Below are 14,260 nucleotides of genomic sequence, written 5' to 3'. Positions count from 1 at the left end.
GAGCCATGCCCCGCTTCCCCCTCCCCAAACCCGCTACTTGGATGCCGCTCACCGCGCTCGGCTTAAGCCTCGGCTACACCATCGCCACCTTAACGTCTTTACCCTGGTGGTCGCTGTTTCTGTTTACGGCCCTTTGGGTTTGGGTGGGCAGACGTTTAGGCTTGGGGCATCCGCGTTTTCACCGTTATCGCAACGTTTGGCCGTGGTCATTACTGCCGCTGTGCTTATGGGGGCTCTACGTTTACCTCTTGGATAGCTTTGGTAAGGTCGATCTTGGTGCGGTGTTTTTTCACCTTCAAGCGGGCATGGCGGATCACGGTGGCACCGGGCGCATGGTCGCGGCGGTCATGTATACGCTCTGTATGTTGGGCGTGCTGATCGCGTTTACCTGGTTGGCTCGCAATGACTGGCGCTGGCGGCGAATCGAGCGCTTTCTGGCCCTTTTACTGCTCGTCTCCAACCCCCTTCTTTTAGGCCTTGGCCAGCGTAGCGCGGTGGTGGTCGCCGACGATGATAGCTGGTTGGAGCGGCGTTACGTCGAACCCCGCATGCTGGCACAAGACGACCCGCCCAGCTTGCTGCTGCTCTACCTTGAGAGCATAGAGCGCACCTACGCGGCCCCTGTTTTTGGCGACACTTACGCTGATCTTGAAGCGCTGGGTGAACGCGGCATAGTGTTTGAAGGCGTGCGTCAGATCGATAACACCGGCTGGACCATGGCCGGCATGATCGCCAGCCAGTGCGGCACGCCGTTAATGCCAGCAGGCCTTCTGCACGATCGTCAATTCGAGCCGCTTTCCGCCGTGGTGCCCGGCGTCAACTGTTTGGGCGATGTGCTCTCAGAGCAGGGCTACCGGCTAAGTTACTTGGGTGGCGCTAGCACCGAATTTGCGGGTAAAGGGCTATTTTATAAAGATCACGGCTTTCAGAATGTGTATGGCCTCAACGAGCTGCTCCCCCGGCTCGATGACGAAGCATACGTCAACGATTGGGGGCTGTTTGATGATACGCTTTATGATTTCACCCTCAACGAGATTGAGCGCCTAGAGGCGGAAAGCGACGCACCGTGGGGCGTGGTGAACTTGAGTATTACCGGTCACGCCCCTAGCGGCTACCCTGCGCAGCGCTGCCATGAACGCCAAGGGGAGTGGGACGGTGAAGATATCCTCTATTCGGCCAAGTGTTCCGCCTGGCTCGCACGTGACCTGGTCGAGCGCTTAGAAGCCCAAGGGCATCTGGATGACACCGTGGTCGCCATCGTTAGCGACCATTTGACCATGCGCGTTTCCGCATGGAATACACTGGAAACCTTGCCGCGGGAGAACACCTTTATCTTGCTGGGTAACGGCCTTGAACCGCGGCGTATTACCCGCGACGCTTCAACGCTGGATATCTTCCCCACGCTGTTAGATGCATTAGGCTATCCGGCAGACGAGCATAAAGCGGGCCTCGGCGTATCCCTACTGGAAGCCGACACCACGACGCTACTCGAGCGCTATGGCGAAGAGGAGATCAATCGCCGTTTGCATGCAGAGAGAGCGCTTCAAGAGCGGCTATGGGAGGGGCTTTCCCCCCAACGGCGCGAGAAGCCGAGCCCTCCAACGCCGGCACAGCAAGTGCTGGAAAACCCTGGCGACGACGCCGACGAGATTGAGCTAGGGCTTTAAGCGTCCGCGATCACCGCGTCGTAGAGCCTTTCAGCGGGTATTTGCTTGAGGCAGTTGGTGTGCCCCAGCGGGCATTCGCGCTTAAAACAGGGCGAGCAGATAAGGTTCAGGTAGTGAATCCTGGCGTTCGTGGTCAGCGGCGGCGTGTAATCCGGCGTGGAAGAGCCATAAATCGCCTGAACGCGGGTGCCCACCGCCGCCGCAACGTGCATCAACCCGGAATCGTTGGTCACCACCTGGCCACAATCGGCGAGCAGATCGACCACATCGGCAAGCGCCGTTTTACCGGATAAGTTATGCGCTTGCGGCAAACCCTGGACGATTTCCTGGCCGGCCACATGATCTTTGGGCCCGCCAAAAATGCGCACTTCATAGCCATCGTCCACGAGCCGCTTGGCGAGCGCGTGAAAATACGCAAGCGGCCACTGTTTCGCCGGGCCATACTCCGCACCGGGCATCATGCCAATCGCGGGGCGCGATGACAGGGCGTGTTGGATGCGCAAATTCACCAGGTTATCGCGGTCAATCTCCAAGCGCGGCGAGGGAATGGCGAACGCCCCCTCGGCGGCTTCTTCCTCGGGTAGGCCGAGGGCGACAAAACGCTTCACCGTTTGATCCAATACGCGCTTATCAAGCTTACGCCGCTCTTTGAGTAAGCCGTAGCGCTGCTCGCCCAGAAAGCCAACGCGCTCCGGGATGCGGGCGAGAAACGGCACCAATGCCGCTTTCCACGAGCGTGGCAGCACGATCGCGCGGTCAAAGCGGCCTTTAAGCCGCCCGGCGAGCTCACGCCGGGTGGCTAGGCCGAACTCTCCATGGCTTACCGACAGCGGCAGCACTTCATCCACTTCGGGCATCCGCGCGAGAATGGGCTGCGACCAGGCAGGCGCCACCACGCCTAGGGTGGCGCCCGGGTAGCGCTGCTTCAGGGTGATAAACAGGCTCTGGGCCATGACCATATCGCCCACCCACGAGGGGCCTATCACCAATAGGCGCTTGACCGGCTCACCCATTGAGCCACTCCAAGTACGCCTTTACCCCCTGGGCAACGGTCTTGAACGCCACATCGCATCCCGCCTCGCGTAGCTTGGCAATATCCGCGCGCGTGTAGCTCTGGTAGCGCCCTTTGAGCTCTTCGGGGAAGTCGATGTAGTGAATCTTGCCTTGGCCGTAGTAGTCGATCATCGCTTCGCCGATGGCTTTGAAGGGCTCCGCCCGCCCGGTGCCTAAGTTGAAAATACCGGACTGCTCGGGGTGGTCGAGAAACCACAGGTTGACATCCACCACATCGCCCACGTAAACAAAATCGCGGCTCTGCATGCCGGCGTCATAGCCGTCGTAGGCACCAAAGAGCTTTAATGTCTCGCCGTTCCGCACTTGCAGATGATTGTGGTAGGCGACACTGGCCATCTTGCCTTTATGCTGTTCGCGCGGCCCGTAAACATTGAAGTAGCGAAAGCCCACGACTTGGGTGGTGAGCTCATTCCAGCGCGTGCGCACGTGCTGATCAAACAGCAATTTCGAGTAGCCGTACACGTTAAGCGGCTTTTCAAACTCCGGCGCTTCTTTAAATACGCTGCTGCCGCCGTAGGTCGCGGCTGACGAGGCATAAAGAAAGGGAATAGCGTGCTGCTCGCAGAAGTTGAGCAGCACCTTGGAGTACTCATAGTTGTTTTCGAGCATAAAGCGGCCATCCCACTCGGTGGTATCCGAGCAGGCGCCCTCGTGAAAAATCGCCTCAATGCGCGGAAGGTCTACCGTCTCGCCCCGCATCAAACCTTTAACCCGTTGGATGAAATCTTCTTTATCCAGGTAATCGGCCAGGGTGCAGTCGGCTAAGTTAACGAATTTGGTACCGTCGCGCAGGTCATCCACCACCATGACATCGGTACGCCCGCGCGCATTGAGCGCTTTTACAATATTGGCACCGATAAAACCGGCACCGCCTGTCACGACGATCATCTCTCTCTCTCTCCTTAACCAAATAGCCTGCCCGACTTGCGGCCTATGTGAGCCTGTGCCTATAACCTATCTGCTTGGGATTGTATACTTGACGCTTTCTGAATTCATGGCCAATGGTGCTTTTTCCGATGAGTGTATCCAGGAGCGTTTCAAGTCATGGCTCGACGCCAGACGTGTCGACCTTTCAAGGATTAATCCTTGCTCTGCAGCAGTACTGGGCTGAGCAAGGCTGTGTGGTGCTTCAGCCACTGGATATGGAAGTCGGGGCGGGGACCTTTCACCCTGCCACCTTCCTGCGCGCCATTGGCCCGGAGACCTGGAACGCGGCTTACGTTCAACCGTCACGCCGCCCCACCGATGGCCGCTATGGCGAGAACCCCAACCGCCTGCAGCACTACTATCAGTTTCAGGTGGTCATGAAGCCCTCGCCCAGCCACCTGCAAGAGCTCTACCTCGGCTCGCTCAAGCGCTTGGGCCTAGACCCGCTGACCCACGACGTGCGGTTTGTCGAGGATAACTGGGAATCGCCCACCCTAGGTGCCTGGGGGCTGGGCTGGGAAGTGTGGCTCAACGGCATGGAAGTCACCCAGTTCACCTACTTCCAGCAAGCTGGGGGCATCGAGTGCTACCCGGTTACCGGCGAGCTTACCTACGGTATCGAGCGCATCGCGATGTACCTGCAGGACGTGGACAGCGTCTACGACCTGGTCTGGGCCATCGCCCCGGACGGCAGCAAAGTCACCTACGGTGACGTGTATTTGCAAAACGAGCGCGAGCAATCCGCCTACAACTTTGAACACGCGGATGTCGAGCAGCTGTTCAACGCCTTCGATCATCAAGAAAAAGAGTGCGGCAAGCTGCTGGCGGTGAACCTGCCGCTACCCGCTTACGAGCAGGTACTCAAAGCATCGCATACCTTTAACCTGCTCGATGCCCGCCACGCGATCTCGGTGACCGAGCGGCAGCGCTTTATTCTGCGCGTGCGTACCATGGCCCGCGACGTCGCTCACGCCTACTTAGCGTCGCGTAAAGCGGCAGGCTTCCCCATGGCGCCGGACGCACTGCGGCGTGAACTGTTAGACGACGAACCCTCCGACGCTCAGGGAGACGCATAATGGCTGTTGATACGCTCTTACTCGAACTCGGCGCCGAAGAGCTTCCGCCCACCGCGCTGGACGCGCTCTCGGATGCCTTTGCCGCTGGCATTCAACGCGGCCTGCAAGAGGCAGAAATCCCTTTCGAAAGCGTCGAAGCGTTCGCCACCCCACGGCGCCTCGCCGTGCGCGTAAGCGACCTAGCCGATAAGCAGCCCGACCGCGAGGTGGAAAAACGTGGCCCGGCCCTGGCGGCTGCTTTCAAGGAGGGTCAGCCGACCAAAGCGGCGGAAGGTTTTGCGCGCTCCTGCGGTGTCAGCGTCGATGCGCTTATTCACCTGGAAACCGACAAAGGCACCTGGCTTGGGTATCGCGAACAGCAAGCCGGCGAGACCATTCAGGCGCTGCTGCCGGATATTCTGCGCAAAGCGCTCGCCGCACTTCCGGTGCCCAAAAATATGCGCTGGGGCGATTCTCGGGTCGAGTTTTCCCGCCCGGTGCACTGGCTTGTCGCGCTTTATGGCAGCGATGTTATCGCCGCGGAAGCCCTGGGCCTGGAAGCGAGCCGCACCACCTACGGCCACCGTTTCCATGCCCCAGACCCCATTCAGCTCACCCACGCCGATGAGTACCTAAGCGCTTTGGAAGAGGCCTACGTGCTCGCCGGGCGCGCTCAGCGCCTTGAACGGATTCGCGAACAGGTCCTCGCCGAAGCGGAAGTCCAAAATGCCACCGCCGTGATTGATGAGGACCTGCTGGCCGAAGTCAGCGGCCTGGTGGAGTGGCCCGTAGCGCTTACCGGCAGCTTCGATGAGCGTTTTTTGGAAGTGCCGGCAGAGTGTCTCATCTCCTCGATGAAGGCGAACCAGAAGTACTTCCACCTGCTGGACGAAAACGGCAACCTCATGCCGCTTTTCATCACCATCGCCAATATCGAGAGCCTCGACCCGGAGCAGGTCATCCAGGGCAACGAGAAAGTCATTCGCCCCCGTTTGGCCGACGCCGCCTTCTTCTACGACACCGACCGTAAACAGACACTGGCGAGCCGCCGGCCCTCGCTTGAGAGCGTGGTCTTTCAACAGCAGCTGGGCACCCTGGCGGATAAAGCGCAGCGCAGCGAAGCGGTCGCCGTCTACATTGCCGAGCAGATAGGTGGCGATGTGGCGAACGCCCAGCGCGCGACCCAGCTGGCCAAGTGCGACCTGGTCACCGAGATGGTGCTCGAATTCCCTGAGCTTCAAGGCATCATGGGCCGCTACTACGCCGAGCAGGATGGCGAGCCCAGTGAGGTCGCCACCGCGATTGAGGAGCAGTACCTGCCCCGCTTCGCCAGCGATGAGATTCCCCATACGGCAACGGGGAAAGCCCTCGCCTTGGCGGATCGCCTGGATACGCTGGTGGGCATTTTTGGCATTGGCCAACGTCCGACCGGGGCAAAAGACCCCTTTGCCCTGCGCCGCGCCTCCATCGGCGTGCTGAACATCTTGATCAAAGGCGAACTCGACCTCGACCTACGTGAGCTGCTCACGCGCGCAGCCGATCAACACCAAGGCCTGCCCAAGGCAGAAGGGCTCGTGGATGAGGTGCTCGCCTATATGCTCGATCGCTTCCGGGCATGGGGTCAGGAAGAGGGCATTAGCGCCGAAATGTACCTTGCCGTGCGGGCGCGCCCAGTCACCAATCCGCTCGATTTTGCTCGCCGACTGCGCGCGGTTAAAGCGTTTGCCCAGCGCGACGAAGCCGCGGCGCTCGCCGCCGCCAACAAGCGGGTTTCCAACATACTTACCAAACAGGCGCACGATGGCAGCACCCAGGTCAACGCTGACCTGTTAACCGAAGAAGCGGAAAAGGCGCTGTTTCACGCGCTCTCTACCCGCCGCGATAGCGTGGCCCCGCTGTTCGCCGAAGGCCACTATATGGAAGCGCTGGACGCTTTAGCCACCCTGCGCGAGCCGGTAGACAACTTCTTCGACCAGGTGATGGTGATGGCCGACGACGACGCGGTGCGCCGTAATCGCCTCGCGCTATTGGCCAATCTTCAGGCGCTTTTCTTGGAAGTCGCGGATATTTCCGAGCTTCCGCAGTAAGCGCGCTTTAAAATGGTTCACCCTCAGCCCGGCAAAAAGCCGGGCTTTTATTTGTCGAGGCCGATCATCCTGAGCCTGTCGAAGGATGGTCTTCGACAAGCTCAGACCGAACGGGGATTCAGATCGAACGGACACCGCGATCACCCTGAGCCTGTCGAAGGATGGTCTTCGACAAGCTCAGACCGAGCGGTGGATCCAGCACGAACGGACACTGCTATCACCCTGAACTTACCGCGGATGTTTCACGTGAAACATCTTATTCCTGATCAACTAGACTGCCCGAGATCCGCTATGTCTCTTCACCCCGAGCGCCTGATCATTCTCGACCGTGACGGTGTTATCAACCACGATTCGGATGCCTACATTAAGTCGCTAGCGGAGTGGACCCCCTACCCTAGCGCGATTACCGCCATTGCACGCTTATCCCAAGCGGGCTACACCCTTGCCATTGCGACCAATCAGTCGGGCATCGCGCGCGGCTATTACGATGAAGAAACGCTGGAAGCGATGCATACGCGCTTGCATGAGCTGGTCCATAGCGCCGGTGGCGAGATCGCCTATATCGCTTACTGCCCTCACGGCCCCAATGATAGCTGCCACTGCCGCAAGCCATTACCTGGCCTGCTTGAGCAAATTCAAGCACACCTTGGCTTAACGACACTGGAAGGAAGCTGGATGGTGGGTGATAGCCTACGCGACCTGCAGGCGGGAGAGATCATGGGCTGCCGCTCTGCTCTGGTCAGAACGGGGAAAGGCGAAAAAACCGAAACGAAAGGGGTAGGGCTGGAAAAAGCGCAAATCTTTGATGACCTGAACGCCTTTGCCGATTGGTTGATTCATGCACACGCGGCTGGCTAAGAAAAACGGGTACAAGACATTGCCTTGTACCCGTTGGAAGAGTGATGCGTGTTTCACGTGAAACATTGGTGCATAGGGTTAGATATCGAGATTCGCCACCAGCGCATTGGTCTCGATAAAGTCCCGACGTGGTTCAACTTCATCGCCCATCAAGGTGTTGAACATCATATCCGCGGCAACGGCGTCTTCGATGTTGACGCGCAACATGCGACGAGTATCCGGGTCCATGGTAGTTTCCCAAAGCTGCTCCGGATTCATCTCGCCCAGCCCTTTGTAGCGCTGCACTGACAGGCCGCGTTGCCCCTCCTGCATCAGCCACTCGAGCACATCAGCGAATGTGGAGACAGACTTCTGACGTTCGCCACGGGCAATATGCGCCCCCTCTTCCAGCAAACCGTTCAGTGTTTCGCCCAACGCGACCATGGCGCGATAATCCACGCTCTCGAAGAAATCCAAGCCCCAGGTATACTCTGTGGTCACCCCGTGAGCGATGAGTGACACGGTGGGCAGCAACAGGCCACGCTCGTGATCCTCTTTGAGATGGAAGTGATAACGCGGCCCGCCTTCATAGGCTACCTGATCGTCCATCGACTTCTGCAGTTCGTCGATCCAGTTCTGCATGGTGACGCGATCTTTCAGGCTAGCCTCACCATCGAGCGGCGACACATGCACCACTTGCTTCAACACTTCGATGGGATAAACCCGTGATAAGCGGTCGATGCGCTTCATGACATTGCGATACTGATTCACCAATGCCTCAAGCGGCGAGCCGGAAATCCCCGGGGCATCCGCGTTCACGTAGAGCCGCGCGCCGTCGAGTGCCGTGGTGGTCAAATAATCCACCATTGCCTGCTCGTCTTTGAGATAGAGCTCCTGCTTGCCGCGCTTGATCTTATACAGCGGTGGCTGGGCAATAAACACATGACCACGCTCGATAAGCTCGGGCATCTGGCGAAAGAAGAAGGTTAACAGCAGCGTGCGGATGTGCGAACCGTCAACATCGGCATCGGTCATGATGATGATCGAGTGATAACGCAGCTTGTCCGGATTAAACTCTTCTCGGCCGATACCACACCCTAATGCGGTGATCAGCGTGCCTACCTCCGCCGAAGAGAGCATCTTATCGAAGCGCGCTTTTTCGACGTTTAAGATTTTACCCTTAAGCGGCAGTATCGCCTGAGTGCGCCGGTCGCGGCCCTGCTTTGCACTTCCGCCGGCCGAGTCACCCTCCACCAGGTAGAGCTCGGAGAGGCTTGGGTCCTTCTCTTGGCAGTCGGCGAGCTTACCCGGCAGCCCGGCGATGTCCAGCGCGCCCTTGCGTCGCGTCATGTCTCGCGCTTTACGCGCCGCTTCGCGCGCGCGCGCCGCGTCCAGCATTTTATTGACAATCGCCTTGGCTTCGTTGGGCTTCTCGATCAGGTAATCAGAGAATAGCCGCCCCATCTCCTGTTCAACGGCGGTTTTGACCTCGCTTGAGACCAGCTTATCCTTGGTCTGCGAGGAAAACTTGGGATCGGGCACTTTGACCGAAATAATCGCCGTTAAGCCTTCGCGGGCGTCGTCGCCAGCCGTGCTTACCTTGGCTTTCTTTAGCAGCCCTTCCGCTTCGATATAGTGGTTAAGCGTGCGAGTCAACGATGCACGAAAGCCCGCCAAGTGAGTCCCGCCATCGCGCTGGGGAATATTGTTGGTATAACAGAAAATGTTTTCCGTGAAGGAGTCACTCCACTGCATCGCCACTTCCACCTCCACCCCATCCTCACGAACGGCATTGAAGTGAAATACGGGGTTCAATACGGTCTTGTTCTGGTTGAGGTGATTGACGAAGGCTTTGAGGCCGCCCTCGTAGTGGAAGAGTTCTTCCTTGCCGCTGCGTTCGTCGACCAAGCGGATTGCTACACCCGAGTTCAAAAAGGAGAGCTCGCGCAAACGCTTGGCCAGAATATCGTAGTGAAACTCAATATTGGCAAAGGTATCCGCTGAGGGGCGAAAGTGGACCTTGGTGCCGCTTTGTTCAGTTTTTCCCACCACTGTAAGCGGCGCTTGCGGTACGCCATGGTGGTACACCTGTTCAAACACGTCCCCTTGGCGCCAAATGGTTAAACGCAGCTCCTCCGATAGCGCGTTCACAACGGAAACCCCCACGCCGTGCAAACCGCCCGAAACCTTATAGGAGTTATCGTCGAACTTACCCCCTGCGTGTAGTACGGTCATAATGACCTCCGCCGCGGAAACCCCCTCTTCCTCATGCAGCTCGGTCGGGACGCCGCGGCCGTTATCGCTCACGGTGATGGTTTCGTCGGGGTGAATAATCACGCGGATTTCGCTGCAGTAGCCTGCCAGCGCTTCATCGATGGAGTTATCCACCAGCTCAAACACCATGTGGTGCAGCCCGGTGCCGTCGTCGGTATCACCGATGTACATGCCCGGACGCTTGCGCACTGCGTCCAGCCCTTTGAGCACCTTAATGCTTGATGAATCGTAAGCTTGCTCGCTCATTGACTAATCACTCCATCGTGAAGTCTATTTGTCCGTATCGCCTGGTTGACCGACACCTTTTTTCAACGTCGTACCACTGACGTATCATGGTCGCTACCGATGTGCATCAGCTGACTCAGCGCTGAAGAACTTCCCCCGGAAGGCGTTTCTGTCTGCTCAAGATGTTTCACGTGAAACATTTGAACCTCGGTACCCGAGAGCCATCGGTTTTCTAAGGCGGCCGGTTCGACGCTGGTAATAAATGCTTGGCACTGCATGGACTCAAGAAGTTCGCAAAACCGCTGGCGGTGTTTTTTATCGAGCTCAGCGGGCAAATCATCGATCAAGTACACACAGTGCCGATTGACGCTGCTTTCCAAAAGCCGGCCTTGCGCAAGTTTCAACGCGCTGACAACAAGTTTCTGCTGGCCTCTGGAAAGCACCTCAATCGCCGGTTGCCTATGGATTTTGATACGTAGGTCCGCGCGCTGCGGCCCTTGCTGAGTAAAACCCATTTGCAAATCCGTTGGCCGGCTTGCCGCTAGCACATCGGCTAACTCGCGCGTCTTATCCCAACCCCGTGCATAATGGAGGGTTAACCCTTCCATCGGCAGCAGCGCGGAAAGCGTTTCTTCAAAGACGGGCAAGAAGGCGGTAAACCACTCACGCCGCTGCTGATCAATGAGCTCGCCGCTACCGGCCAGCTCATGTTCCCAAACGTCTAATTCTTGGGGAGCTATTCTACCACGCCTAAGGAGGGCATTCCGATGTTTCAGCGCCCGACGCGCTCGCCGCCAAGAGGCCAAAAAATCATGTTTCACGTGAAACACACCCCAGTCGAGGAATTCACGTCGTCCAGCGGGTGAGCCTTCCAGCAAACGAAACGCGTCGGGGTTAATCAACTGTAGCGGTAGGGCTTCGGCAAGTTCAGCCAGGCGCGCATTTTTGCTGCCTTTTAACCGCAGCTCTAGTTCACTTTGATCGCGAAAACGGCGCACGCCGACGGTTGTCTCGGGCTCGCCGGCTAAACGGGCGAAGAGGGTCATTTGCGATGCGTCACGCTGAATCGCATTCTTTAGCTGCCGAGTCCGAAACGAGCGCCCCATTCCCAGGATGTGAATTCCTTCCAGAAGACTCGTCTTGCCGCTACCGTTAACCCCGCTGATCAGGTTAATCCGTTGGCTTGGCACCATCGCGACAGGTGCGAGGTTCCTAAGGCCCTGAAGGTTCAACTGTTCTATGCTCATTGCCGTTGCCCATCAACAAACGAAGGCGGCGCCCCTTTCGCTAAAAGGGGCACCGCCAGAACAACTTGCAATTGCCGCATCACGTTAAAGATATCAAGCGCCTACAAACGCATTGGCATGACCACGTACAACGCATCCCCGCCACCGGGCTCTTCCATTAACGCGCTGCTGTTGGGGTCGGCCAATGTCATCTGAATACGGTCTTCATTTAACACCGTCAGCACATCCACGAGGTAGCCGACGTTAAAGCCAATCTCCATGGCAGGGCCGTTATACTCGACGGCGATATTCTCTTCGGCCTCTTCCTGCTCCGGATTGTTGGCCATCACTTTCAAATTACCAGGCTCTAGGTAGAGCCGCACACCGCGGTATTTTTCGTTGGACAGTATCGCCGTCCGCGACAGCACTTGGCGCAACTCGGCGCGCTCCGCCAATAGCACTTTATCGCCATTACGCGGTACAACACGCTCATAATCAGGGAACTTGCCGTCGATTAGCTTAGACGTGAAGGTGAAATCACCGGTATGCGCGCGAATATGGGTAGAGCCTAGCGTCAAGCTCACAGGCTCGTCGCTATCGTCTAACAGGCGCGCAAGTTCCAGAATCCCTTTGCGCGGCACAATCAGCTTGTGCGGCTGCTCTACGCTCACCTCGACCGAGCGCGAACACATCGACAAGCGGTGCCCATCGGTCGCCACGGCACGCAACAGGTTGCTCTGAATTTCCAGCAGCAGGCCGTTGAGATAGTAGCGCACATCCTGCTGCGCCATGGCGAAAGACGTCGATTCGATCAGGTGCTTCAATGTACCGCGCGGTACGCTCAATTCTTGGCTTCCTTCGCCATCTTCGATGCTGGGGAATTCAGCCACCGGCAGCGTCGAAAGCGTAAAGCGAGATCGGCCACTGCGCAGTACCGCCCGCCCCTCTTCCACCCCGAGCTGGATTTCGGCCTGTTCCGGCAGCGATTTACAGATGTCCATCAACTTACGTGCCGGCAACGTGGCGGAACCCTCCTGTTCGACGTGGCTCGCCACGGTGCGCCCCACCAGCTCTACTTCCAAATCGGTGCCGGTGAGCGCCACCTGATCGCCTTCGATTTCGATCAAGACGTTAGAGAGCACGGGAAGCGTTTGACGGCGCTCGACCACGCCGGCCACCAGCGTTAACGGACGCAGCAGTGCCTCTCGGGAAATGGAAAATTTCATCAACGCTCCAAAAAAATTAGTCGGTCGTTAGCGAGTCAATACGCTAGCTGGTCAATAAGCGCAGCAAATTCTTGTAATCCTCACGAATATCCGCGCTCTCTTCTTGTAAGGCTTTTACCTTACGACAAGCGTGCAATACCGTCGTGTGATCGCGCCCGCCAAAGGCGTCGCCAATTTCCGGCAGGCTGTGGTTGGTAAGCTCCTTGGCTAACGCCATCGCCACTTGCCGAGGGCGGGCGACCGAGCGCGAACGCCGTTTGGAGAGCAAATCCGCCACTTTAATTTTGTAATACTCCGCCACGGTGCGCTGAATATTATCCACGCCGACCTGCTTATCCTGTAGCGCGAGCAAATCTTTTAACGATTCACGGATAAAATCCTGGGTGATCGGCTTGCCCATAAAGTGAGAGTCGGCGATCACTTTCTTTAAAGCCCCCTCCAGTTCGCGCACGTTGGAGCGGATCTTTTGGGCGATAAAAAAGGCCGCATCGTGGGGCAGGTCGACTTTGGACTGATCGGCCTTTTTCATCAAAATGGCCACGCGGGTCTCAAGCTCGGGCGGCTCAATGGCGACAGTGAGCCCCCACCCGAAGCGAGACTTTAACCGCTCCTCAACGCCGCTAATCTCTTTTGGGTAGCGGTCCGAGGTCAGTATCATCTGCTGACCACCCTCAAGCAGCGCGTTGAAAGTATGGAAAAACTCTTCCTGAGAGCGCTCCTTGCCGGCGAAAAACTGAATGTCATCAATCAGTAGCGCATCAACACTGCGGTAAAAGCGCTTAAAATCGTTAATCGCATTGAGCTGAAGGGCTTTCACCATATCCGCGACAAAGCGCTCAGAGTGCAGATACACCACGCGCGCGTTCTCCCGCCGGGTCGCCAGCGCATTACCCACCGCGTGCATCAGGTGGGTTTTACCCAGCCCCACGCCGCCGTATAGGAAAAGCGGATTATAGGCCCCGCCGGGGTTCTCCGATACCTGGCGTGAGGCGGCCCTGGCCAGCTGGTTTGATTTACCCTCCACGAAGGTTTCGAAGGTGAAATTGGGGTTCAAGCCGCTGTTGTGCTTAAGGCTGCCTTCGACCTGAACCTGACGCTCATTGGGGCGTTTTGCTGGCGTCTCCTCGCGCAGCTGATCGATCTCACGCTCATCGGCAATGTCGCCGCGTGGCGGCGTGCTAACGGCCGGGGCCGAAGGTTTGGCGGGCGATGCCGACACTGGGTTGCCCAACTCCCTTGGCTGGGGAGACGGCGCGGCCGCGCGGCGACTCCCCACCGTCAAGCTCACTTTAGGGGGTTTGGTCGGTGCAAGCTCGCGCATCAGTTCGCTAATACGCTTGGCGTACTTATCGCTCACCCAGTCGCGTACAAAGCGATTGGGCGCCAACAAGCGCAGCTCGTTGGACTCCCCCTCCTCTGCTTGGAGGGGACGTATCCAGGTATTGAACTGCTGTGAATTCAGCTCGTCCTGTAGATAGTCCAGACACTGTTGCCATAGCGCGAGAGACACTCAACTCACCTTCGGTTGAAAACGGCCGGGTATTGTAGCGCCCCAAAAGCCAGTTATCCACACAGGGCGCGGCTAAATATCAGCTGTGGATAACCCTCTTATCGAATGCTCAACGCGCGGCGGATAAACGGGGTACAACTCTTACCACCGCC

The 14,260-nt window shown here is 57.8% G+C and carries 10 protein-coding genes; 4 read left to right on the top strand and 6 right to left on the bottom strand.

Annotation, left to right across the window (positions count from 1 at the left end):
• The first annotated feature begins 5 nt into the window (after positions 1-5).
• The gene (locus BQ9846_RS08020; protein WP_075880502.1) at positions 6-1,667 is read left to right on the top strand and encodes a sulfatase-like hydrolase/transferase; all 1,662 of its coding nucleotides are present in this window, start codon (positions 6-8) and stop codon (positions 1,665-1,667) included.
• On the opposite strand, the gene waaF is transcribed toward BQ9846_RS08020, so the two are convergent.
• Together waaF and rfaD are read right to left on the bottom strand one after the other, a co-directional pair.
• Positions 1,664-2,680: a lipopolysaccharide heptosyltransferase II gene (gene waaF, locus BQ9846_RS08015; protein ID WP_075880501.1), complete on the bottom strand. Its 1,017-nt coding sequence runs from the start codon at positions 2,678-2,680 to the stop codon at positions 1,664-1,666. The genes BQ9846_RS08020 and waaF overlap by 4 nt on opposite strands.
• On the bottom strand, positions 2,673-3,629 hold the full coding sequence (gene rfaD, locus BQ9846_RS08010) for an ADP-glyceromanno-heptose 6-epimerase (RefSeq protein ID WP_075880500.1): 957 nt from the start codon (positions 3,627-3,629) through the stop codon (positions 2,673-2,675). Before rfaD ends, waaF begins: the two co-directional genes overlap by 8 nt.
• A 128-nt stretch (positions 3,630-3,757) precedes the next feature.
• Here rfaD and glyQ point away from each other — a divergent pair, with 128 nt between their 5' ends.
• The 3 genes from glyQ (at position 3,758) to gmhB (ending at position 7,668) form a co-directional block, all read left to right on the top strand.
• Positions 3,758-4,744 carry a glycine--tRNA ligase subunit alpha gene (glyQ, locus tag BQ9846_RS08005; protein WP_075880499.1) on the top strand — a complete coding sequence of 329 codons (987 nt, stop codon included), beginning with the start codon at positions 3,758-3,760 and terminating at the stop codon, positions 4,742-4,744.
• A complete protein-coding gene (gene glyS, locus BQ9846_RS08000) occupies positions 4,744-6,810 on the top strand; it encodes a glycine--tRNA ligase subunit beta (protein WP_075880498.1) in 2,067 nt (688 codons plus the stop codon). The genes glyQ and glyS overlap by 1 nt, the downstream gene beginning before the upstream one ends.
• A gap of 291 nt (positions 6,811-7,101) precedes the next feature.
• On the top strand, positions 7,102-7,668 hold the full coding sequence (gene gmhB / locus BQ9846_RS07995) for a D-glycero-beta-D-manno-heptose 1,7-bisphosphate 7-phosphatase (protein WP_075880497.1): 567 nt from the start codon (positions 7,102-7,104) through the stop codon (positions 7,666-7,668).
• Between the two features lie 78 nt (positions 7,669-7,746).
• Here gmhB and gyrB read toward each other — a convergent pair whose 3' ends face one another.
• From gyrB to dnaA, 4 genes are all read right to left on the bottom strand, one after another.
• On the bottom strand, positions 7,747-10,167 hold the full coding sequence (gyrB, locus tag BQ9846_RS07990; protein ID WP_075880496.1) for a DNA topoisomerase (ATP-hydrolyzing) subunit B: 2,421 nt from the start codon (positions 10,165-10,167) through the stop codon (positions 7,747-7,749).
• Positions 10,168-10,229: 62 nt separating this feature from the next.
• Positions 10,230-11,393 (bottom strand): DNA replication/repair protein RecF, encoded by a 1,164-nt coding sequence (gene recF / locus BQ9846_RS07985; RefSeq protein WP_075880495.1) that lies wholly within the window; start codon positions 11,391-11,393, stop codon positions 10,230-10,232.
• A 101-nt stretch (positions 11,394-11,494) separates the two neighbouring features.
• Positions 11,495-12,598, bottom strand: a complete 1,104-nt coding sequence (dnaN, locus tag BQ9846_RS07980) for a DNA polymerase III subunit beta (RefSeq protein WP_075880494.1) — start codon at positions 12,596-12,598, stop codon at positions 11,495-11,497.
• Between the two features lie 43 nt (positions 12,599-12,641).
• Positions 12,642-14,108 (bottom strand): chromosomal replication initiator protein DnaA, encoded by a 1,467-nt coding sequence (gene dnaA, locus BQ9846_RS07975; protein ID WP_075880493.1) that lies wholly within the window; start codon positions 14,106-14,108, stop codon positions 12,642-12,644.
• Positions 14,109-14,260: the final 152 nt, after the last annotated feature.

It is taken from the genome of Vreelandella massiliensis (assembly GCF_900155385.1).
Lineage (GTDB): Bacteria > Pseudomonadota > Gammaproteobacteria > Pseudomonadales > Halomonadaceae > Vreelandella > Vreelandella massiliensis.
The sequence above is the reverse complement of the archived record's forward strand: the minus strand, read 5'-3'. Positions and strand labels throughout refer to the sequence as shown.

Coding starts and splice junctions, on each gene's coding strand:
- BQ9846_RS08020 (WP_075880502.1), top strand. CDS start 6: ATGCCCCGCTTCCCCCTCCCCAAACCCGCTACTTGGATGCCGCTCACC.
- waaF (WP_075880501.1), bottom strand. CDS start 2,680: ATGGGTGAGCCGGTCAAGCGCCTATTGGTGATAGGCCCCTCGTGGGTG.
- rfaD (WP_075880500.1), bottom strand. CDS start 3,629: ATGATCGTCGTGACAGGCGGTGCCGGTTTTATCGGTGCCAATATTGTA.
- glyQ (WP_075880499.1), top strand. CDS start 3,758: ATGAGTGTATCCAGGAGCGTTTCAAGTCATGGCTCGACGCCAGACGTG.
- glyS (WP_075880498.1), top strand. CDS start 4,744: ATGGCTGTTGATACGCTCTTACTCGAACTCGGCGCCGAAGAGCTTCCG.
- gmhB (WP_075880497.1), top strand. CDS start 7,102: ATGTCTCTTCACCCCGAGCGCCTGATCATTCTCGACCGTGACGGTGTT.
- gyrB (WP_075880496.1), bottom strand. CDS start 10,167: ATGAGCGAGCAAGCTTACGATTCATCAAGCATTAAGGTGCTCAAAGGG.
- recF (WP_075880495.1), bottom strand. CDS start 11,393: ATGAGCATAGAACAGTTGAACCTTCAGGGCCTTAGGAACCTCGCACCT.
- dnaN (WP_075880494.1), bottom strand. CDS start 12,598: ATGAAATTTTCCATTTCCCGAGAGGCACTGCTGCGTCCGTTAACGCTG.